Origin of the sequence: Mucilaginibacter sp. UYP27 (assembly GCF_040547175.1) — a bacterium.
Lineage (GTDB): Bacteria > Bacteroidota > Bacteroidia > Sphingobacteriales > Sphingobacteriaceae > Mucilaginibacter.
Genome location: NZ_JBEPPE010000008.1, coordinates 92,587 through 112,475, shown reverse-complemented (window position 1 = coordinate 112,475; position 19,889 = coordinate 92,587). Strand labels below are relative to the sequence as shown.

General features: G+C 42.7%; 26 protein-coding genes. 8 read left to right on the top strand and 18 right to left on the bottom strand.

Translation table 11 applies throughout. The features are described from left to right. Positions 1 to 148: 148 nt before the first annotated feature. The 8 genes from ABIB39_RS19560 to trxA all read left to right on the top strand — a co-directional run bounded on the left by ABIB39_RS19560 (position 149) and on the right by trxA (position 7,310). Positions 149 to 520 (top strand): DoxX family protein, encoded by a 372-nt coding sequence (locus tag ABIB39_RS19560; protein ID WP_354431862.1) that lies wholly within the window; start codon positions 149 to 151, stop codon positions 518 to 520. Positions 521 to 644: 124 nt separating this feature from the next. Next, entirely contained in the window at positions 645 to 2,171 is a 1,527-nt protein-coding gene (locus tag ABIB39_RS19555; RefSeq protein ID WP_354431861.1) for a carbon-nitrogen hydrolase family protein, read from the top strand. A 114-nt stretch (positions 2,172 to 2,285) separates the two neighbouring features. After that, positions 2,286 to 2,561, top strand: coding sequence for an ArsR/SmtB family transcription factor (locus tag ABIB39_RS19550; RefSeq protein WP_354431860.1), 276 nt, complete (start codon positions 2,286 to 2,288; stop codon positions 2,559 to 2,561). A gap of 72 nt (positions 2,562 to 2,633) precedes the next feature. Then, complete coding sequence (locus ABIB39_RS19545; RefSeq protein ID WP_354431859.1) at positions 2,634 to 3,830, top strand: MFS transporter; 1,197 nt, start codon at positions 2,634 to 2,636, stop codon at positions 3,828 to 3,830. 101 nt (positions 3,831 to 3,931) lie between these two features. Beyond that, positions 3,932 to 4,762 carry an alpha/beta hydrolase gene (locus ABIB39_RS19540; protein WP_354431858.1) on the top strand — a complete coding sequence of 277 codons (831 nt, stop codon included), beginning with the start codon at positions 3,932 to 3,934 and terminating at the stop codon, positions 4,760 to 4,762. Between the two features lie 76 nt (positions 4,763 to 4,838). After that, on the top strand, positions 4,839 to 5,837 hold the full coding sequence (locus ABIB39_RS19535) for an MBL fold metallo-hydrolase (RefSeq protein ID WP_354431857.1): 999 nt from the start codon (positions 4,839 to 4,841) through the stop codon (positions 5,835 to 5,837). A 13-nt stretch (positions 5,838 to 5,850) separates the two neighbouring features. Next, positions 5,851 to 6,726, top strand: a complete 876-nt coding sequence (locus ABIB39_RS19530; protein ID WP_354431856.1) for an alpha/beta hydrolase — start codon at positions 5,851 to 5,853, stop codon at positions 6,724 to 6,726. Positions 6,727 to 7,010: 284 nt separating this feature from the next. Further along, a complete protein-coding gene (gene trxA, locus ABIB39_RS19525) occupies positions 7,011 to 7,310 on the top strand; it encodes a thioredoxin (protein ID WP_354431855.1) in 300 nt (99 codons plus the stop codon). 5 nt (positions 7,311 to 7,315) lie between these two features. Here the strand turns inward: trxA and ABIB39_RS19520 are convergent, their stop codons facing one another. The 18 genes from ABIB39_RS19520 to rpsH all read right to left on the bottom strand — a co-directional run bounded on the left by ABIB39_RS19520 (position 7,316) and on the right by rpsH (position 19,772). Beyond that, positions 7,316 to 8,506 carry an acetyltransferase domain-containing protein gene (locus tag ABIB39_RS19520; protein ID WP_354431854.1) on the bottom strand — a complete coding sequence of 397 codons (1,191 nt, stop codon included), beginning with the start codon at positions 8,504 to 8,506 and terminating at the stop codon, positions 7,316 to 7,318. A 221-nt stretch (positions 8,507 to 8,727) separates the two neighbouring features. Next, the gene (locus tag ABIB39_RS19515; protein ID WP_354431853.1) at positions 8,728 to 9,393 is read right to left on the bottom strand and encodes a phosphatase PAP2 family protein; all 666 of its coding nucleotides are present in this window, start codon (positions 9,391 to 9,393) and stop codon (positions 8,728 to 8,730) included. A 4-nt stretch (positions 9,394 to 9,397) separates the two neighbouring features. Then, complete coding sequence (locus ABIB39_RS19510; protein WP_354431852.1) at positions 9,398 to 11,131, bottom strand: thiamine pyrophosphate-dependent enzyme; 1,734 nt, start codon at positions 11,129 to 11,131, stop codon at positions 9,398 to 9,400. 130 nt (positions 11,132 to 11,261) lie between these two features. Then, the gene (gene rplQ / locus ABIB39_RS19505) at positions 11,262 to 11,828 is read right to left on the bottom strand and encodes a 50S ribosomal protein L17 (RefSeq protein WP_354431851.1); all 567 of its coding nucleotides are present in this window, start codon (positions 11,826 to 11,828) and stop codon (positions 11,262 to 11,264) included. Between the two features lie 161 nt (positions 11,829 to 11,989). After that, entirely contained in the window at positions 11,990 to 12,982 is a 993-nt protein-coding gene (locus ABIB39_RS19500) for a DNA-directed RNA polymerase subunit alpha (protein ID WP_354431850.1), read from the bottom strand. Between the two features lie 96 nt (positions 12,983 to 13,078). After that, positions 13,079 to 13,687: a 30S ribosomal protein S4 gene (gene rpsD / locus ABIB39_RS19495; protein ID WP_354431849.1), complete on the bottom strand. Its 609-nt coding sequence runs from the start codon at positions 13,685 to 13,687 to the stop codon at positions 13,079 to 13,081. Between the two features lie 67 nt (positions 13,688 to 13,754). Next, a complete protein-coding gene (gene rpsK / locus ABIB39_RS19490; RefSeq protein WP_354431848.1) occupies positions 13,755 to 14,144 on the bottom strand; it encodes a 30S ribosomal protein S11 in 390 nt (129 codons plus the stop codon). A gap of 131 nt (positions 14,145 to 14,275) precedes the next feature. Next, on the bottom strand, positions 14,276 to 14,653 hold the full coding sequence (rpsM, locus tag ABIB39_RS19485) for a 30S ribosomal protein S13 (protein ID WP_354431847.1): 378 nt from the start codon (positions 14,651 to 14,653) through the stop codon (positions 14,276 to 14,278). Between the two features lie 71 nt (positions 14,654 to 14,724). After that, entirely contained in the window at positions 14,725 to 14,841 is a 117-nt protein-coding gene (gene rpmJ / locus ABIB39_RS19480) for a 50S ribosomal protein L36 (RefSeq protein WP_082855993.1), read from the bottom strand. Between the two features lie 8 nt (positions 14,842 to 14,849). Further along, the gene (gene infA, locus ABIB39_RS19475; RefSeq protein WP_022833270.1) at positions 14,850 to 15,068 is read right to left on the bottom strand and encodes a translation initiation factor IF-1; all 219 of its coding nucleotides are present in this window, start codon (positions 15,066 to 15,068) and stop codon (positions 14,850 to 14,852) included. A 63-nt stretch (positions 15,069 to 15,131) separates the two neighbouring features. Beyond that, positions 15,132 to 15,923: a type I methionyl aminopeptidase gene (map, locus tag ABIB39_RS19470; RefSeq protein WP_354431846.1), complete on the bottom strand. Its 792-nt coding sequence runs from the start codon at positions 15,921 to 15,923 to the stop codon at positions 15,132 to 15,134. A 5-nt stretch (positions 15,924 to 15,928) separates the two neighbouring features. Then, positions 15,929 to 17,272, bottom strand: coding sequence for a preprotein translocase subunit SecY (secY, locus tag ABIB39_RS19465; RefSeq protein ID WP_354431845.1), 1,344 nt, complete (start codon positions 17,270 to 17,272; stop codon positions 15,929 to 15,931). 5 nt (positions 17,273 to 17,277) lie between these two features. Beyond that, positions 17,278 to 17,724: a 50S ribosomal protein L15 gene (gene rplO / locus ABIB39_RS19460; protein WP_354431844.1), complete on the bottom strand. Its 447-nt coding sequence runs from the start codon at positions 17,722 to 17,724 to the stop codon at positions 17,278 to 17,280. A gap of 4 nt (positions 17,725 to 17,728) precedes the next feature. Continuing rightward, positions 17,729 to 17,908, bottom strand: a complete 180-nt coding sequence (gene rpmD, locus ABIB39_RS19455; protein ID WP_067059736.1) for a 50S ribosomal protein L30 — start codon at positions 17,906 to 17,908, stop codon at positions 17,729 to 17,731. A 6-nt stretch (positions 17,909 to 17,914) separates the two neighbouring features. After that, a complete protein-coding gene (gene rpsE / locus ABIB39_RS19450) occupies positions 17,915 to 18,433 on the bottom strand; it encodes a 30S ribosomal protein S5 (protein ID WP_067059737.1) in 519 nt (172 codons plus the stop codon). Positions 18,434 to 18,445: 12 nt separating this feature from the next. Next, complete coding sequence (gene rplR / locus ABIB39_RS19445) at positions 18,446 to 18,793, bottom strand: 50S ribosomal protein L18 (RefSeq protein WP_252757840.1); 348 nt, start codon at positions 18,791 to 18,793, stop codon at positions 18,446 to 18,448. 5 nt (positions 18,794 to 18,798) lie between these two features. Beyond that, positions 18,799 to 19,356, bottom strand: a complete 558-nt coding sequence (rplF, locus tag ABIB39_RS19440; protein WP_354431843.1) for a 50S ribosomal protein L6 — start codon at positions 19,354 to 19,356, stop codon at positions 18,799 to 18,801. 17 nt (positions 19,357 to 19,373) lie between these two features. Next, positions 19,374 to 19,772, bottom strand: a complete 399-nt coding sequence (gene rpsH, locus ABIB39_RS19435) for a 30S ribosomal protein S8 (RefSeq protein ID WP_457132732.1) — start codon at positions 19,770 to 19,772, stop codon at positions 19,374 to 19,376. Between the last annotated feature and the right edge of the window lie 117 nt (positions 19,773 to 19,889).

Sequence of the window (19,889 nt, the reverse complement as noted above, 5' to 3'; positions counted from 1 at the left end):
CCAACAAAAGTAATATACCTTGTTAGATGCAGTGTCAATTATTTGTCATACAGGTGCATTTAGAATGATTATAAATAATGTGTTTTTATCAATAAAAAGCCATATTTTTACGATTATTCTTTCCAATCAATCGATTGAACAATTAAAAATGCGAATATTAAAAAACATCAGTCTTGTAATTTTGGTGGCCAGCTATGTTTTAGCCGGGGCCAATCACTTTATACATCCGCAGGGATATCTCCGCATCATTCCCTCGTATTTACCTGCCCCGGTGATCCTGAATTACCTGGCCGGTTTCTTCGAAGTTTTGCTCGCGCTAATGTTGATACGGCCAAAAACACGTAAGGTTGCCTCATATGGCATAATGCTTATGTTACTGGCGTTTATGCCGGTGCATATCACTATGCTTTTAAACGCCCCGCTAAAAGTGGGCGACCTTTGGGTTACCCCTGCAATTGCCTGGGTGCGGTTACTGTTGCAGCCAGTGCTGATGCTGTGGGCGTGGTGGCATAGGGAATAGTATCAAGTATATAGCATCGAGTAGTTAGACCACTGTACGCAATGGCATCCAAAATTTTGATACTTGCTACCAACTACTTGGTACCTTAATCCAAACATTACTCCCAAATCTCCGTTACAGGAAAATGGATCTGCAAAGCATCGAACTACGTACCCTGGAGGTACTGGACTACCAGGAATTAAAAAAATCAATGAAATCGGCCTACACCGATATGGAGGACGACCATTGGGATATGGCCTCTATTAAAAAGCTGATCAAGCTATTTCCCGACGGGCAAGTTTGTGTTACGGTTAATGGCGAGGTAGTAGGCTGCGCGTTGGCTATTATTGTAGATTATAATAAGTACGGTGACACCCACACCTACAAGCAAATTACCGGTAACGGCAGCTTTAAAACCCACGACGATAAGGGCGACGTACTATATGGTATCGAGGTTTTTATCCATCCAAAATACCGCGGTTTGCGCCTTGCACGCCGTTTGTATGATGCCCGAAAAGCCCTTTGCGAAAAACTGAACCTGAAAAGTATTATTGCCGGCGGCCGCATCCCTAATTACCAAAAAGTCCAGGCCGAACTCACGCCAAAGCAATACATCGATAAGGTAAAATATAAAGAGATCTTCGACCCTACACTTTCGTTCCAGCTATCTAATGATTTCCACGTGCGTAAGATCTTGCGTAATTATCTGCCCGAGGATGCCCGTTCAAAAGGTTTTGCTACGCTGATAGAATGGAATAACGTTTATTACGAAGAGATAAGCTCGGTCATCAACCAAAAAACGGTTGTGCGTATCGGGTTGGTGCAATGGCAAATGCGCCCCTACAACAACATCAGCGAGTTGATGAAACATGCGGAATATTTTGTTGACGCGGTGAGCGATTACCAGTCGGATTTTGTGCTGTTCCCGGAGTTATTTAATACGCCATTAATGGCCGAGTACAACCACATGGACGCGGCCAAAGCCATGCGCGAACTGGCTAAATTTACCGAACCTATTACCCAGGCCTTCTCTAAATTGGCGGTATCTTATAATGTAAATATCATATCAGGCAGTATGCCTTGTATCAAGGATGATTCCTTGTATAACGTTTCGTATCTATTCCGCCGCAACGGCAGTATGGAGGAAAGTGTGAAGCTGCACCCTACCCCGTCAGAAATCAATTCGTGGGGGATGCGCGGCGGCAGCGACCTTAAGGTATTTGATACCGATGCAGGCCGTATAGGTATCCTCATTTGTTATGATGTGGAGTTCCCGGAGTTATCACGCATCCTTGCCAGCCAGGATATGCAGATTCTGTTTGTGCCTTTCCTTACCGATACCCAAAATGGTTACAACCGCGTTAAATTTTGCGCCCAGGCACGTGCTGTTGAAAATGAATGTTACGTAGCCATTGCCGGCTGTGTAGGTAACCTGCCTAACGTAAATAACATGGATATCTCTTATGCTCAATCGGCCGTGTTTACGCCGTCAGATTTTGGTTTCCCTACAAATGGCATCCAGTCCGAAGCTACACCGAACAGCGAGATGATCGTTATTGCGGATGTGGACCTTTCGGTACTAAGCGCCCTGCACGAGTATGGCAGTGTGCAAAATTTAAAGGACAGGAGAACGGACCTTTACGGGATAACTTTTAACGGGAAGAAAGTATAAACAAGCCCAAATATGACAGTCGATACATAGATACATTTCTATCTATCTATAATATTATATACTTTTGCATTATCAAATCGATCATCACGTTATAAAAATGATCGGTTGAAAATAATGGACAATAAAAAAATAGAGAAAATATCACGGGCACTAAGCGACACCAGCCGGATAGCTATTTTACAGGAATTTAAAAAAAAGAAAGATTGCCTTTATTGCGCCGAAGTGAATGATCTGCTTGATCTTACACAGCCTTCGGTTTCGCATCACCTAAAGCAATTGGTTGATGCCGAACTTTTACTTCCCCAAAAAGAAGGCCGCAATCTTAAATACGTACTGAACCAGCAAGTACTTGACGAGTACATCGATTGCCTGAACAAACTTAAAGATTAGAGCGTTTTATCGAACCTCACTAAATACCACTTACATATATCGAAACATTTGAATACTTGAATATTAAAACACATGAAAAGATCAATTTACATATTAGCACTGGGAGCGTTTGGTATCATCACAACCGAATTTGGTGTCATTGGCATTTTACCCACTATTAGCCGCGAGTTTAAGGTATCTATTGATACGGCTGGTTGGTTATTAAGCGCTTTTGCACTAACTGTTGCTTTATCATCGCCGTTTATAACTGCCCTTACAACCAAAATAAACCGCAAATTTTTGCTATGCCTGGTATTGGGTGTGTTTATATTATCAAACTTGCTTTCTGCTTTTTCTCCAAACTTTACGATACTCATGATCGCCAGGATATTACCGGCATTTTTTCACCCTCTATTTTGGAATATATCTTTAGCTGTAGCATTTAAACAAGGGGGTGCTAAAGCTGTGTCAATAGTGATGACCGGGCTTAGCATCGCCACAGTATTGGGTGTCCCGCTTACCACATACGCTGCCGATTTTTTTCATAACTGGCAGGCATCCTTTTTTCTTACAAGCTTTATAAGCTCAATTGCCTTTTTGGGTTTGCTATTTTTTGTACCTTCTATGCCTGGTAATAAAGATAAAGCGGCAGAAAGCCAACTATACGTGCTAAAGGACACCAAGCTGTGGCTTAATCTTGTTTCAACTGTTCTTACCCTCGCTGCCATGTTTTCAAGTTACAGCTACCTGGCTGCATATCTCGAAAAAATCTCAGACATGAACGGTGCTCAAATCAGCATCATGCTGCTTTTGTTTGGCGGTATGGGTATTGCCGGTAATTGGCTAATGGGGATTGCTCTTGGTAAAAATGTAATATTGGCCAGCAGGTTCTTTTTTATCCTGTTGATAGCCATGCAATTATTAGCCTATTATTTTGGCAGCATTTTTATACCCATGGTATTTATTGTTGCTTTTTGGGGTATGATACATACCGGTGGTTTTTTAGTCCCTAATATCCGCACTACCCAAAGTGTACCACATAGTTCATTAGAATTTGTAAACAGCCTGCTCACTTCATGTTACAACATCGGCATATCTGTGGGTGCTTTACTGGGCGGCTTTGTCATCGCAAAATACGGCATTCATGAAATAATCTGGATGGCTATACCCCTATTGCTGTTGGCCTTTGGCTTAAGCTTTTTTACCGGCGCTAAAACGCAAAAAAACGACAAGGACAACGCTGATAAAATAGTTGTACAAGAACCTGTTCCTTCTGTTGTTGGCGAATAACAGCTAATCAATACAGTAGTAATGCCCGTTATCCTAAATATAAAGGGGCATTACTATTTGTACTTGCTACATTTCGCATCAAAAGCCGTAATTTTCGGGCCATGATCGTTAAGCAACATTATACCATCCCCGGCGCTAAAGGCCGTGGTATGGCGGCCGATATAACCTATGATACGCTGCACCCTTATGCGCCGCTGGTGATCTTTGCCCATGGCATCAGGGGGTTTAAGGATTGGGGCGCGCATAACCTGGTTGCCAACTATTTTGCAGAAAATGGTTTCCGTTTCCTCAAATTCAACTTTTCGCATAACGGCACTACGGCAGATAAGCCTACCGAATTTGCCGACCTGATAGCCTTTAGCGATAACACTTTTTCTTTTGAGCTGGAAGACCTGAAATCGGTAATAGATTTCGCCTGCGGCGGCTCGGCCATTCCGCGTGTGAAAAGCGTGTATGTTATTGGCCATAGCCTGGGTGGTGGCATCAGCATTGTAAAAACAGCCGAGGATAAACGGATAGCAAAACTGGTTACCATGGCCGCCATCTCCAGCTTCCATAACCTTTGGCCGAAGGATGCCGAAAAACAATGGCGTTTACAGGGCGTCATGTATATGAAAAACTCGCGCACCGGCCAAAACATGCCCTACAAATCGTCATTGTTAAAAGATCTGGATGACAACCCTACAAGGTTGGATATCCCGCTAAGGGCATCAGAAATAACCCAACCCTGGCTAATTATACATGGTGATGCCGATACCAGCGTGCCTCTTAGCCATGCCGAACTTTTGTACGGAGCGCAGCCACTTGCACAGTTGGTAGTGATACCCACTGCCGATCACGTTTTTAACGCGTCGGAGCCATATCAATCAGCAGAACTCCCTGCACAATTATCGACATTTTGTGATGCTGCCATCAACTTTTTTAAGATATAATTGCTGTTACAGCCATCTGTAAGCAATCTTTCATCGTTATATAATTAAAATAGCACCACAAGTTTTATAATTGTTTATGAGTTTAGCCGGAGCAAAAAAACAGGGACGTAAATTTTTAAATCCTATACCCACCGAAGAAGCCGGTTTAGGCGTAATGATCCCTATACTACGGGAATACATTAATAACAAGGCCGAAAACGTCCCAAAAATAACGATAACCGGCCCTAAAACGGATTTAGCTATTTACCAAACGCCACCTGCAAGCGGCCTACGAATAACGTGGGTTGGGCACAGTAGTTTGCTGATAGAGGTTGATGGCATCCGTATTTTAACTGATCCGGTTTGGAGCCAGCGGGTATCTTTCTCGCAGGCATTTGGGCCTAAAAGGTTTTTCCAGCCACCGATAGCACTCGAAGACTTGCCGCCATTAGATGTGGTGATCGTATCGCATGATCATTACGACCACCTGGATAAAGCCACCATTAAATTCTTTGCTGGCAAGCCCATCCGGTTCATCACCCCTATAGGTGTTTGCAAATATCTCGAAGATTGGGGTATCCTCAAAAACTATATCCACGAGGTGGATTGGGGCGATAGCGTGATGATAGGTGACTGCAACATTACGGCTACACCATCAAGGCATTTTTCGGGCCGTGGTATCATCAACCGCAACGAAACACTTTGGGCATCATGGGTGATAAAAGGGCCACAGCATAACATATTTTTCGGTGCCGATTCAGGTTGGTTCCCGGGGTTCGCCGAGATAGGCGAAGCCTTCGGCCCGTTCGATCTTACCATGTTAGAGATAGGTGCTTACGGTACGAATTGGCCGGATATCCACATGGGGCCGGATAATGCCACCAACGCCCACCTTGCCCTTAAAGGCAAACTGATGATGCCTTTACACTGGGCCACTTTTAACCTGGCCCCACACGCCTGGTTTGAACCCGGCGAACGGTTGGTGAAGTTTGGCGAAGAAAAAAATATTAACCTATTTATCCCCCAGCCCGGTAAACCTACCGAGGTAAAAGGCCCATATAATTCGGAATGGTGGAAACCATTTATGAGTAAATAACTTAAATTGCATCATGAAAACACCGACATCGTTTTATCAAGTTTTGTTTATACTGATGCTGTGTGCGTTGGCATCGCAGGCGCAAACTGTGATACCACTTTGGGCCAAAGGTGCCCCCGGCTTCGAGAACCGCCGCAATGAGCCCGAACAGGCTAAGGATTACTGGGTAAAAAATATCCACAATCCGTCACTCACCGTTTATTTGCCACCTGCAGGCAAAGCAAATGGCGCTGCCGTAATTGTATGCCCCGGTGGCGGCCACCGCCTGTTGGTATTTAATTCCGAAGGCGTTGCACCTGCCAAGTTCTACAATGATTTGGGCGTAACCGTTTTTGTATTGAAATACCGTTTAGGCAGGGATACATTGTCGCCATACAAAGTTGATATCCACCCCAAACAAGATGCTTACCGTGCTATGCGCCTGGTTCGCAGCCGCGCCGCGGAGTTTAATATAGATAGCAACCGGATCGGCATGATGGGCTTCTCGGCAGGTGGCGAGGTGGTGGATATGGTTGCTTTTGGCGGCTGGCAGGGCGACCCGAAAGCCGTTGATAAGATAGATCGTGCCAGCGCCAAGCCCAATTTTATTGTACAGGTTTATCCGGGCCCGGGCTTTGTACCAGAGAAGATCCCGGCGGATGCGCCACCCGCTTTTTTGGTTGCCGCTAACGATGATGCCTGCTGCTCGTTACCCATTATCCAACTGCTGCAACGTTATCGCGAAGCAAAAGTACCTGTAGAAATGCATATGTACGCGCGCGGTGACCATGCCTTTAATATGGGCACCAATCGCAAATTAAAATCCATCAATAACTGGCCGCAACGCCTGGCCGACTGGCTGGAGGATAGTAACATTTTGAAACCCGAACGAAAGAAGGTAATGCATTAATATTTGTTTATCGCAAAAGCGCCAAGGGTAGCTCCTCTGGAGCAAAAGACACTTTGCTTATGTTTCTACAAAGCGGTAGCCCCGATGGGGCATCTTTAAAATATTCATCAACGCGTTAATGCAACCACAGCAATCCCCCCGTGTCCCGTAGGGACTAACGCTTTGTAGCAACAAACCAAATCAGTTTTGCGTGCCGTAGGTACGCAACATATATGGCATATAAATGATCAATCTGTAGAAACGTATTGTCACCTTTAACGTTATTACTAAAAGGAGATACAGCAATGGCAAACTTCCAGGATATTATAGCTTCAGATAAACCCGTGTTAGTAGATTTTGCTGCCGAGTGGTGTGGCCCGTGTAAAATGATGCCGCCAATTTTAAAGCAGGTTAAGGATGCCCTTGGCGATAAGGTCACCATTATTAAAATAGATATCGATAAAAACCCGGCGGCGGCAAATGCCTACCGTGTACAAAGCGTACCCACCCTCATGATCTTCCAGAACGGTGAAAGCAAATGGCGCCAAAGCGGTGTAATGCAGGCCAACCAGTTACAGCAGGTTATTCAGCAGTATATAAAATAGCTATCCTACAAATAACTTAGCCACCACTGCTTGTGGGTTTTCTTGTAATTGGAAAACCATTTACACGGGTAATATAGGCTAAGTATGATACACAGCCAAATCAAATACACCCATCCCAAACTAAACCCAAAACCCGGTGGTGTAAACAGAAAAGGCGCATTGGGCGTTTCAATTTGCGAGGTTTTATAGCCTTGTACAAAGAATACGATCATTGTAAGTATCCTGATGAGGTAGAAATGACATACGTAGTAAAAGAAGGGCACGCTGCCGTAAACTTTAAAAAAGCCAGCCAGTTTCCCCATCGCGTTTTCAGTAAAGGCCAGTACCAGCAGTGCTACGGATAGCGTAAGCAAGCAATAATCTAACGATGCCGGGTATTTGCTCACATTAATGAACGATAGGAATGTGTAAACACCCGTTTGATGTACCGACCATGGCGCCGGGTCGCCGTAGATATTTACCAGTCGCAAGGCTAAAAATAACAAGAACATTAAGGCAGAGCAAATGAGCAACATTCCTTTCCGGTTCTTGGGTTTATATTTGGCTTGGTACAAACTACCAAAGGCATAACCCAAAAGCATGACCCCTGTCCATGGGATAACGGCGTAAAGTGCAAATACGATGTGTGTTTTATCAAGCGGGAGTACTGTTCCGCGGGCTGTAAAAAATAGTTTCATCAGCACGTCTTCGGCACTATTGGGTGTTAGTTTTAGGTTGTTGAGCATATCGTGCCCTATAATGATAATTAAGCCTATCGCTCCAATAACACGCAAGGGCAAACGCACCATCAGCCCGAGCAATATCATACTTAGCCCTATAGCCCATATTACTTGCAGCCCTATTACATTATAGAATGGATTTAGCGTAAGCGCGAGTGTGATAATTGCAACCTCTACAAATAAAAGCCAAATGCCACGTTTGATGAGGAAGCTACTTAATTCGCTTTTTGTGCGGCGCGTGCCGGCAAGGTATGCCGATAACCCGCTCAGGAATACAAAAGTTGGCGCGCAAAAGTGCGTTATCCAACGAGTGAAAAACAGCAGCGGGGTTGTGGTTGCAAGGTTGGTTGGGTCGCTGGTGGCGCCTGCTAAGTGGAAATAGTCGCGGGTATGGTCTATCGCCATGATCAGCATAATTACACCGCGAAGAATGTCTATAGACTGGATGCGTTGTTTAGTTGCTACGGTTGCAGGCATTGTGGTTATTATCAGGTTTTTAACGACCTGAAATTAATGATAATTATTGTTGAATAAAAGTATAGGTAGGATTATTGAAGCGTAGATAGTGTTCACGTTCACGGTGCAAACACGAGCATCATTTCCATGAACACGCTGATAATCAACAATCTAATTTTTAGTCTTGCCTAAAAATTACACTATTAGACTGATAATCAGATAATTAACTTTTAGATGAGTAATTATTTCGTTTCTGCTACGGGTGCTTCCTGTTTAGCGGCTGGTTTGCGTAAATAAAGCCACGATAATAGACACAGGCAAGGCAGGCCTAACAAAAAACCACCCACTACATCGGTAAACCAATGCGCGCCCAGGTAAATGCGCGAGAAAGGGATGCTAAATATTAAAAAAATACTCAGCAAACCAACAGCATATCTAATCAACCGCGGGATACGCTCTAACTGAAACATCAACAGGATCATAAAGCCAAAAAACACCACATAAAATAATACATGCCCACTGGGGAAGCTTTGCTGGGTGGTTTCATACAAGATCTTGACAAGATCTTTTGAAGGCCGTGGCCTGTTAACCAATGCTTTTACAAGCGTACTTATCAATCCGGTTAAACCCGTTGCCAGCACAAACGCGGCTGCTTTTTTATATTTATACAAGAAAAACAGCAGGCTGGTACCCAATACTAATATCACCGATTCGGGCATGTAACCCGGCGTGCTTATCAGGTACATCAACTTATCAAAAAAAACATTGTGGTGCTCCTGGATCTCTTCCGAAACCTTTAGATCAATGGGCATAGACGGGTACATCGCCACCAAAACAGATAAGCATATGAACCCTACGGTGATAAGGGCAAGTACTAACAGCAGTATCTTTTGCCTGCGTATATTCATTAATTTAGATAAGATCTTTTACATGTTTATAGTTGGCTTTAATGGTATCTACCACCTCATCCATGCGTCCGTTCAGCATTAGTTTGGTCATGGATAATGCCATACCTTTTACCTGCCCCAATTCTATTTTTGGCGGCATGGCCAATGCGTTAGGGTCTGTAAATATATTTATTAAGGCCGGGCCTTTGTATATTAACGCTTCAATTAATGCCTGCCTGGCCTCTTCAGGGTCTTTTACGGTGATACCTTTTATGCCCATGGCCTTAGCAACCATCGCGAAATCGGGATTGTGCATTTCGGTTTGCCAATCGGGCAGGCCTGCAACCTCCATCTCCAGTTTCACCATCCCTAACGATCTGTTGTTGAATACGATGATCTTTATTGGCAGGTTGTATTGTGTAATGGTAGCCAGATCGCCCATTAACATAGATAAGCCTCCATCGCCACACAAAGCAATAACCTGCCGGTTCGGGAACGCCAAAGCGGCGCCAATAGCCTGCGGCATCGCGTTAGCCATCGAACCGTGGTTGAACGAGCCTATCATCTTGCGTTTGCCCGTAGCATTGATATAACGCGAACCCCACACGCATGACATGCCGGTATCTACCGTAAAAATGGCATCGCCGGTAGCTAACTCATCTATTAGGCTGGCAATATATTCTGGATGGATATTTTCTTTTTTGCCGGTATCTTTTACGTAGATCTTCATGTTCTCCTTCACATGCCCGTAAAACTCCAACTGTGCTTTCAGGAAGCTATCATCATCGTGCTGTGCTACCTGTGGTAACAGGGCGCCTAAAGTATCTTTAACAGATCCACTTAAACCCACATCAACCTTAGCACGTCGGCCAATGCGTTCGGGTTTAATATCTACCTGCACAATTTTGCAATCGGTAGGCATAAATGGCGTGTAAGGGAAATCGGTACCTAACAATATCAGCAAATCGCTCTCATGCATGCTGTGATATGCCGAAGGCAGGCCAAGCAGGCCCGTCATCCCCACTTCGTTAGGGTTATCATACTGGATATCCATTTTAGAGCGGAAAGAATACGCTACAGGCGCGTTAAGCTTCTGCGATATGGCAACAACCTCAGCATGCGCATCAGCGGCACCTATCCCACAAAATATGGTGATTTTTTTATGCTGATTAACCAGCGCGGCAAGCTTGGCAATATCTTCATCATTAGGGCGGGTTACTGCAACAGGGTCAAAATTTTGGGTAGATGTAGTGATCTCTTCGGCATCCATGCTGGTCAGATCACCGGGGACACCAATTACGGATACTCCTTTACGGTGCAAGGCAGCCTGTATGCCCCCCTGTAGCATCCGCGGGAACTGCTTTGGCGTGGTGGCCACATGGTTATAGTAGCTGCAATCATCAAATAGCTTAATAGTATTAGTTTCCTGGAAATATTCGGTACCATACTCAAAGCTGGGAACGGTTGACGCTATGGCGATAACCGGCGCGCCCGAACGGTGCGCGTCATACAAACCATTTATCAAGTGTACGTGGCCGGGCCCGCTGCTGCCTGCGCAACAGGCTAAGTTACCTGTAAGCTGCGCTTCTGCACCCGCCGCATACGCGCCTGCTTCCTCGTGGCGCACATGCACCCATTGGATGCTTCCCTCGCGCCTTACGGCATCGTTCACTTCATTTAAGCTATCACCTGTTACCGCGTATATCCTTTTGATACCCGCGTTTACCAGCATTTCAACCATTTGGTCTGCTACGTTCATAGTACGTTTTTATATTATACTATTTAAACCCAATTAGTAGCCGGGGGTTTTAAAATTCAGCAAAACGTTGTGCACAAAAAAAGCCCCCCGAAATTCGGGAGGCTTTATATACTTTAAGCTGAATAATTAATTATACGCCTTTTTCAGCATTTTCTTCCTTGTCGTCAGCTGCAGGAGCTTCGGTAGCAGGAGTTTCTTCAACAGCCGGTGCAGCTTCAGCTACAGGGGCAACAGTTTCTGTTGCGGCAGCCGCAGGCTCAGCTTTTGCTTTAGAAGCACCACCACGTCTACGTGTTGTTTTCTTCTCAGCTTTAGCGTCAACGTCTTTACCGTAAACAGTGTTGTAGTCAACCAATTCTATGATCGCCATTTCAGCGTTATCACCTAAACGGTTCTCTAACTTAACGATACGAGTGTAACCACCCGGGCGGTTAGCTATTTTCTCAGCAATTTCACGGAACAGGATGTTCACAGTGTCTTTGTCTTGTAAGTAGCTAAATACGGTACGACGAGAGTGCGTAGTATCGTTTTTTGATTTAGTTAAAAGTGGCTCAACATAACCGCGCAATGCTTTTGCTTTTGCCAATGTTGTTGTAATACGCTTGTGTAGAATAAGCGAAGACGCCATGTTAGCCATCATCGCTTTGCGGTGGCTGTCTGTACGACCTAAGTGATTTACTTTTCTTCCGTGTCTCATTTGTTTGTTAATTTGTGCACGTGCATACCGTCAGGCGAACTTAATCAAGCCATCGGAATTATGCCCTCGCTTATTGTTATTAGATTTAAGATAACAGATGTGAGATTTGAGACATAAGACCAAAAATCTCACATCTTTTATCTCACATCTTTTATCTAATATTATTCTTCGTCTAACTTAAATTTAGACAAGTTCATACCAAAAGATAAACCTTTTGATTTAACCAGGTCCTGAATTTCAGTTAATGATTTTTTACCGAAGTTCCTGAATTTTAACATATCAGCAACATCGTAAGAAACCAGGTCTGCAAGGCTACGGATATCAGCAGCTTTTAAGCAGTTAAGCGCGCGAACTGAAAGGTCAAGATCAACCAATTCGGTTTTAAGGATCTTACGCATGTGTAAAATTTCCTCGTCAACTTCTTTAGTTTCTTCTTTAGCCTGCGCTTCAAGCATCATGTTCTCATCAGAGAACAGCATGAAGTGCTGGATAAGGATCTTAGCCGCCTGCTTTAATGCATCTTCAGGGTGGATAGAACCATCTGTAGATATATCAAGGATCAGTTTCTCGTAATCTGTTTTTTGCTCAACACGATAGTTTTCTAAAGTGTATTTTACATTTTTGATAGGTGTAAAGATAGAGTCGATAGCTATCACACCTACGTTAGCATCAGGATTTTTGTTTTCCTCGTTGCTGATGTAACCACGGCCTTTAGCAACCGTAAGCTCAACTTCAAGCGTTACTGATGAATCCATGTTACAAATAACAAGATCAGGGTTCAATACTGTAAAGTTGTTTGAAAACTTAGTAATGTCACCTGCAGAAAAAGCATCCTGGCCGTTAATGATCACAAATACTTTCTCATTATCGCCCGATTCACCTGTTTTTTTGAAACGTACTTGTTTCAAGTTAAGTATGATCTCGGTTACATCTTCAACCACACCTTTGATGGTCGAAAACTCATGCGTTACACCAGAAAAACGTACTGATGTAATAGCATAACCTTCTAATGAAGAAAGTAAGATACGACGCAGAGCATTACCAATGGTTACACCGAAGCCTGGTTCTAACGGACGAAACTCAAACGTGCCATCAAAATCATTTGATTTCTGCATGATAACCTTGTCTGGTTTTTGAAATGCTAAAATTGCCATTTATATCTTTTGTTTATTGTTAACTAATTTGAATTGATTTTAACCACGAAAATGATTGACATAATATGCCAACCACTTCCCGGATAATTATCGTTATTATTTTGAATATAACTCGACGATTAGGTTCTCCTTGATGTTCTCAGGGATCTCATCGCGGTTAGGGTAGTTTAAGAACTTACCTGATAATTCATCAGCGTTCCATTCTAACCAGCTATATTTATTTACTTTACGGCCAGCTACTGAATTAGTAATGCTTTCAAGTGTTTTTGATTTTTCGCGCACTGCTATAACGTCACCAGCTCTTAATGCATAAGAAGCGATGTTTACAACGTTACCGTTAACAGTGATGTGTTTGTGGCCTACCAGTTGGCGTGCACCAGAACGTGTAGGAGCAATACCTAAACGGTAAACTGCATTATCTAAACGTGCTTCTAAGAACTTTAACAAGTTCTCGCCTGTGATACCTTCTTTTGCAGATGCAGTGTGGAATAAGTTTTCGAACTGACGCTCTAATACACCGTAAGTGTATTTAACTTTTTGTTTTTCCATTAACTGTACCGCGTACTCAGATTGCTTTCCTCTTCTTTTAGAAGCACCATGCATACCTGGACCGTAGTTTTTTCTTTCTAACGCTTTGTCCGGACCGAAGATCGGCTCGCGGAACCTACGCGCAATTTTTGATTTGGGGCCTGTATATCTTGCCATTATTTGTGTGTTTTAAAGTATCAAACAGCCCGCAGCTGTCGAATCTTAGCTTTAAAAATTTAGTTAATTAAACTCTTCTACGTTTAGACGGACGGCAACCATTGTGTGGAAGCGGTGTAATGTCTTTTATAGTAGTTACTTCGATACCTGTTGTTTGCAGTGTACGGATAGCAGACTCGCGGCCTGAACCCGGACCTTTAACAAACACCTCTACTTTGCGCAGACCTAAGTCGTAAGCAACTTTACCGCAATCGGCAGCAGCCTGACCGGCAGCGTATGGGGTATTCTTTTTAGAACCTTTAAAACCCATTTTACCTGCAGACGACCATGATACAGCTTGCCCGCTTTTGTTGGTAAGGGTGATAATGATATTGTTAAAAGTTGCGTTGATATGTGCTTCGCCTACCGACTCAACAATAACAACGCGCTTTTTGGTAACTTTTTTGCTTTTCGCCATTTTCTTAATTATTGAATTAATGAATTACGGAGTTATATCTTAAACTCGGACCCACTAACCGTTTTTTATAATTTTATATTCCTGGTAAGCTTAAAGTATCAACTACTCACCGCTCACCAATCAACTATTTACTATTTAGTAGCTTTCTTTTTGTTAGCAACTGTTTTACGTTTTCCTTTACGGGTACGTGAGTTGTTTTTGGTGCGTTGGCCACGTAGAGGTAAACCTTTACGGTGACGGGTACCACGGTAGCAACCGATATCCATTAAACGTTTGATGTTAAGCTGAACTTCTGAACGTAGTGAACCTTCAACTTTGATTTTATCGTTGATGATGGTACGGATAGCAGTTAACTGATCATCATTCCAATCCTGAACTTTGATGTTAACATCTATACCTGCTTCAGTAAGTATGTTTTTAGCGGTTGTACGGCCTATACCGTAAATGTAGGTTAAACCTATCTCGCCTCTTTTATTTTTTGGTAAATCAATACCGGAGATCCTTGCCATATTTGTTTTTTGTTTTTAAGTAATACCGAACGGCGGGCCACCGTTGTGCGGCTAATTACAATTCCTTTTAATTATCCCTGACGCTGCTTAAACTTAGGGTTCTTTTTGTTTATCACATAAAGTTTCCCGTTACGGCGGATGATCTTACAATCAACACTGCGTTTTTTAATGGATGCTCTAACTTTCATCTCGTTTGTTATTTATATCTGTAGGTTATTCTTCCTTTTGTTAAATCATACGGGCTCATCTCTAATTTCACTCTGTCGCCAGGTAATATTTTGATATAGTGCATCCGCATTTTTCCGGATATGTGTGCAATAATCTCGTGGCCGTTTTCAAGTTCAACTCTAAACATAGCATTTGATAATGCTTCGCGAATTGTACCATCTTGCTCAATCGAGGATTGTTTTGCCATATTTTATTGATTATTACTTAATTATCCACCCCAAAACCGGGATGCAAAATTAATAAAAATTATTTACTTTTTATTCTTTTCTTCTAAAACTTTATCAATGTAATCAAACGTCGATAAAATGTCTGGTTTTCCCTTGCCAACAGCTACGGTATGCTCGTAATGTGCCGATGGTTTTTTATCTGCGGTTGATACCGTCCATCCATCGTCCCAAAACTTAACACCGGCGCGGCCTGCATTGATCATAGGCTCAATGGCAATTACCATTCCCTCCTCTAATTTAATGCCTGCACCACGTTTGCCATAGTTAGGTACTTCGGGCTTTTCATGTAAGCGTGTGCCTACACCGTGGCCTACCAGCTCTTTTACTACACCAAAGCCATTCTTCTCAGCGTGCTCCTGCACAGCGTAGCCTATATCGCCAATGCGCATACCTACAACAGCTTTTGCCACACCAAGGTCTAAACACTCGCGGGTAACGCGCATCAGTTTCTTAGTGGTTTCATCAACCTCGCCAATAGCGAAGGTAAAAGCAGAGTCGCCGTAGTACTTGTTCAATACAACGCCACAATCAACAGATACCAGGTCGCCCTCAACCAAAGCTTTTTTAGTAGGGAAACCGTGTACCACCTGGTCGTTAAGCGAAATGCATAATGAAAAAGGGAACCCGTTATAGTTCAAAAATGCCGGAACCCCTCCGTTGTCACGGATAAAGGTTTCGGCAAGTTTATTTAATTCTAAAGTAGTGATACCAGGGCCAATAACTTTCGCTATTTCGCCATGTGTTTTAGCAACAAGTAAAGAACTTTCTCTTATCAGTTCTATCTCTTCGACAGACTTATAGATGATCTTTGACATGTTTATTAGATAACCGGCGGGGTTGCACCCGAAGCTGTAGGGATACTTGCACGGCCTTTGATACGCCCTGTTTTCATCAACCCATCATAATGACGCATTAATAAATGGCTTTCAACCTGCTGTAAAGTATCTAACACTACACCCACAAGGATGATCAATGATGTACCGCCAAAAAACCTTGCAAAAATGCTGCTCACACCTACCAAACTGGCCAGGGCCGGGATGATAGCGATGATGGCTAAGAAAATAGAACCCGGTAAAGTTATTCTTGAAATAACCCCGTCGATATAATCGGCTGTAGATTTACCCGGTTTAACACCCGGAATAAAGCCACCGTTCTTTTTCATATCATCAGCCATCTGGTTAGGATTAACTGTAATAGCAGTGTAGAAGTAAGTGAATAGTATAATTAATATACCAAACGTTACATTATGCTGCCATGAGTTATAGTTTGATAATGCTATTAACAAACCGTTTGAACTTGCGTTAGGGAAAAACTGGCCAACTGTTGCCGGGATAAACATCAATGCCTGCGCAAAAATGATAGGCATTACGCCAGCGGCATTTACCTTTAATGGTATATACTGGCGCACACCACCATATTGTTTGTTACCCACAATACGTTTTGCGTATTGTACTGCAATTTTACGTGTACCTTGTACTATTAATATGGTAAACATTACCACACCAAGCAGTGCCACAATCTCCACAATGAAGGTAATTAAACCGCCGGCATCGTTTGTACGAGAGTCAAACTCTACAACAACCGCGCTTGGCAGCTGGGCAATAATACCCGTCATGATGATCAATGAGATACCGTTGCCAATACCTTTATCGGTAATTTTTTCACCCAACCACATTACAAATAACGTACCTGCAGTTAATACACAAACATTAAGTATAGTAAACAACGGGTTAGCTATAGACATGGCATCGGGCTGCACCTGTGATTTCAAATAACCAATAGCTTGCAACGCTGTAATACCTATTGTTAAGTAACGTGTCCACTGGTTAATTTTATTACGGCCGCTTTCGCCTTCTTTTTGCAATTTAATAAAGTATGGTACCGCGATACCTAATAATTGCACCACAATTGAAGCAGAGATGTAAGGCATAACACCTAATGCCAAAATAGACGAACGTGAGAACGATCCTCCGGCAAACATGTTTAACAAGCCTACAAGCCCCTCTTTACTTTGTGCAGCATTAAGTGATGCCGCTTTTACGCCAGGCAAAACAATATACGAGCCAACACGATATATCAAAAGAAATAAGAGTGTGTTTATAATACGCACTCTTAGATCTTCAATTTTCCAGATATTGGATAATGTGGTGAAAAATTTCTTCATCGAAATTATAACTTTACAATAGTTCCGCCGGCTGCTTCAATAGCTTTTTGTGCAGTAGCAGTAAATGCGTGTGCTTTAACCTCTAATTTAGCTTTCAATTCGCCACGGCCAAGGATTTTCACCAAGTCGTTACGAGAAGCTAAACCGTGCTCTTTCAAGATATCGAAATCTACTGTTACCAGTGAAAATTTCTCAACCAATTGTTGCAACACATCAAGGTTTACACCTGTGTATTCAACACGGTTAGGGTTTTTAAAACCAACCTTAGGCACACGGCGTTGCAATGGCATCTGGCCACCTTCAAAACCCACCTTGGTAGATGTACCTGAACGTGAACCGGCACCTTTATGGCCACGGGTTGATGTACCGCCACGGCCAGAACCTGTACCACGGCCAATTCTTTTTCTATTTTTAGTAGAACCTTCTGCAGGTTTAAGATTACTTAAATTCATGATATTAAATATTTTCTACTGCTACCAGGTGGTTAACTTTTCTAACCATACCTATAATAGCCGCAGTGGCTTCAACTTCCACGCTGTGGTTAATTTTTTTAAGGCCTAATGCCTCAACGGTTTTCTTTTGGCGCTCGCTTCTGTCGATAACGCTTTTAATTTGTGTTATTTTAATTTTCGACATGACTGATTATCCGTTAAATACTTTACCTAAACTAATACCGCGTTGTTGCGCTACAGTAACTGCATCACGTAATTGTGATAATGCAGATACGGTTGCTTTAACCACGTTGTGCGGGTTTGATGATCCTTTTGATTTTGCCAATACATTGTGTATACCGGCACTCTCTAATACTGCACGCATTGCACCACCAGCTATTACACCAGTACCGTTTGCAGCAGGTTTTAAGAATACAAAACCACCGCTGAATTTACCTATTTGCTCATGAGGGATAGTGTTGTTGATAATTGGAACTTTTACCAAGTTCTTTTTAGCATCATCAATACCTTTGGCAATAGCTTCGGTAACCTCTTTCGCTTTACCTAAACCGTAACCTACAACACCGTTCTCGTCACCTACTACCACAATGGCAGAAAAACTGAATGTACGGCCACCTTTGGTTACTTTGGCTACACGTTGTATGCTCACCAGGCGATCTTTTAATTCGATCTCGCTGGTTTTTACTCTTTTTATGTTGATTGTTGACATTTCCTGTTTCGATTAAAAGTTTAAACCACCTTCACGTGCACCTTCGGCCAATGATTTAATACGGCCGTGATACAGGTATCCATTCCTGTCAAACACTACATCTTTAATACCTGCGGCAATAGCTTTTTCGGCTACTAATTTACCTACGGCAGTAGATTGGTCTGATTTGGTTGTACCACTTGCAACAAAATCTTTTGATAATGATGAAGCTGATACAATAGTTTTACCAGTAACATCGTCAATAATTTGTGCGTAGATGCCTTTGTTGCTTCTGAATACAGATAAACGTGGGCGTGCTGTTGATCCTGAAAGGCGTTTTCTGATGCCTTTTTTAATCCTGTCTCTTCTTGATAATTTCATGACGATTATTTTTTAGATGCTGATTTACCTGCTTTTCTTCTCAATATTTCGCCAACAAACTTGATACCTTTACCTTTGTAAGGCTCCGGAGTACGTAACGAACGAATTTTCGCCGCAACTTGTCCAATCAATTGTTTATCGTTTGATTCCAGGATGATGGTTGGGTTTTTACCCTTCTCAGCAGTGGTTGAAACTTTAATTTCTACTGGTAATTGAAACACATAGTGGTGAGAATAACCCAACACAAGGTCTAATGTATTGCCGGTGTTAGTTGCGCGGTAACCCACACCTACTAATTCCTGCTCAATTTTGTAACCGGTAGTTACACCAATAACCATGTTATTTAAAAGCGAACGGTATAAACCGTGTAGCGCTTTGTGACGTTTTTGATCTGAAGGGCGTTTTACTAATAACTCGCCGCCTTCTTGCTCAATGATGATATCTCTATCAACTGCCTGTTGCAATTCACCTTTTGGGCCTTTAACAGTAACAACATTATCTGCTGATACGGTAACGGTAACACCGCCGGTAATTGCAATAGGTGCTTTTCCTATTCTTGACATTGCTTAATTTCCTCCTATTAATAAACGTAGCATAAAACTTCGCCACCCACATTTTGTGTACGAGCTTCTTTGTCGGTCATTACACCTCTCGAAGTCGATAAGATAGCGATACCTAAACCATTTAATACGCGTGGTAAGTTGTCTGTACCTGCGTATTTCCTCAAACCTGGTTTACTAATACGTGAAATGCTGCGGATAGCAGGGATCTTAGTTATAGGGTGGTACTTCAAAGCAACTTTAATAGTGCCTTGAGGGCCGTTATCCTCAAACTTGTAATTAGCAATGTAACCTTTTTCGAAAAGCACTTTAGTGATTTCCTTTTTCAGATTTGATGCAGGAATTTCAACAACCCTATGGTTGGCTTTAATAGCATTCCTTACTCTTGTAAGATAATCTGCGATTGGATCTGTATTCATTATTGTTGTTTATGATAGTGGTTTCAACCCCGGTAACATCCCGGGCGACCTTCTATCGGTTAATTCATTATAAAATTTCGAGCCGCGAAAATACAAAAAAATTCAAAACATATTGTA

Bases quoted from the DNA above. Each gene is read 5' to 3' on its own strand.
- ABIB39_RS19530 (WP_354431856.1), top strand. From the start codon at position 5,851: ATGAAAACACCGACATCGTTTTATCAAGTTTTGTTTATACTGATGCTG.
- secY (WP_354431845.1), bottom strand. From the start codon at position 17,272: ATGAAGAAATTTTTCACCACATTATCCAATATCTGGAAAATTGAAGAT.
- rpsE (WP_067059737.1), bottom strand. From the start codon at position 18,433: ATGTCAACAATCAACATAAAAAGAGTAAAAACCAGCGAGATCGAATTA.
- rpsK (WP_354431848.1), bottom strand. From the start codon at position 14,144: ATGGCGAAAAGCAAAAAAGTTACCAAAAAGCGCGTTGTTATTGTTGAG.
- rplO (WP_354431844.1), bottom strand. From the start codon at position 17,724: ATGAATTTAAGTAATCTTAAACCTGCAGAAGGTTCTACTAAAAATAGA.
- ABIB39_RS19545 (WP_354431859.1), top strand. From the start codon at position 2,634: ATGAAAAGATCAATTTACATATTAGCACTGGGAGCGTTTGGTATCATC.
- rplR (WP_252757840.1), bottom strand. From the start codon at position 18,793: ATGAAATTATCAAGAAGAGACAGGATTAAAAAAGGCATCAGAAAACGC.
- ABIB39_RS19520 (WP_354431854.1), bottom strand. From the start codon at position 8,506: ATGCCTGCAACCGTAGCAACTAAACAACGCATCCAGTCTATAGACATT.
- map (WP_354431846.1), bottom strand. From the start codon at position 15,923: ATGTCAAAGATCATCTATAAGTCTGTCGAAGAGATAGAACTGATAAGA.
- trxA (WP_354431855.1), top strand. From the start codon at position 7,011: ATGGCAAACTTCCAGGATATTATAGCTTCAGATAAACCCGTGTTAGTA.
- rpsM (WP_354431847.1), bottom strand. From the start codon at position 14,653: ATGGCAAGGATCTCCGGTATTGATTTACCAAAAAATAAAAGAGGCGAG.
- ABIB39_RS19560 (WP_354431862.1), top strand. From the start codon at position 149: ATGCGAATATTAAAAAACATCAGTCTTGTAATTTTGGTGGCCAGCTAT.
- infA (WP_022833270.1), bottom strand. From the start codon at position 15,068: ATGGCAAAACAATCCTCGATTGAGCAAGATGGTACAATTCGCGAAGCA.
- rpsD (WP_354431849.1), bottom strand. From the start codon at position 13,687: ATGGCAAGATATACAGGCCCCAAATCAAAAATTGCGCGTAGGTTCCGC.
- rpsH (WP_457132732.1), bottom strand. From the start codon at position 19,772: ATGAATACAGATCCAATCGCAGATTATCTTACAAGAGTAAGGAATGCT.
- ABIB39_RS19535 (WP_354431857.1), top strand. From the start codon at position 4,839: ATGAGTTTAGCCGGAGCAAAAAAACAGGGACGTAAATTTTTAAATCCT.
- ABIB39_RS19510 (WP_354431852.1), bottom strand. From the start codon at position 11,131: ATGAACGTAGCAGACCAAATGGTTGAAATGCTGGTAAACGCGGGTATC.
- ABIB39_RS19515 (WP_354431853.1), bottom strand. From the start codon at position 9,393: ATGAATATACGCAGGCAAAAGATACTGCTGTTAGTACTTGCCCTTATC.
- rpmJ (WP_082855993.1), bottom strand. From the start codon at position 14,841: ATGAAAGTTAGAGCATCCATTAAAAAACGCAGTGTTGATTGTAAGATC.
- rpmD (WP_067059736.1), bottom strand. From the start codon at position 17,908: ATGTCGAAAATTAAAATAACACAAATTAAAAGCGTTATCGACAGAAGC.
- ABIB39_RS19500 (WP_354431850.1), bottom strand. From the start codon at position 12,982: ATGGCAATTTTAGCATTTCAAAAACCAGACAAGGTTATCATGCAGAAA.
- ABIB39_RS19555 (WP_354431861.1), top strand. From the start codon at position 645: ATGGATCTGCAAAGCATCGAACTACGTACCCTGGAGGTACTGGACTAC.
- ABIB39_RS19540 (WP_354431858.1), top strand. From the start codon at position 3,932: ATGATCGTTAAGCAACATTATACCATCCCCGGCGCTAAAGGCCGTGGT.
- rplQ (WP_354431851.1), bottom strand. From the start codon at position 11,828: ATGAGACACGGAAGAAAAGTAAATCACTTAGGTCGTACAGACAGCCAC.
- ABIB39_RS19550 (WP_354431860.1), top strand. From the start codon at position 2,286: ATGGACAATAAAAAAATAGAGAAAATATCACGGGCACTAAGCGACACC.
- rplF (WP_354431843.1), bottom strand. From the start codon at position 19,356: ATGTCAAGAATAGGAAAAGCACCTATTGCAATTACCGGCGGTGTTACC.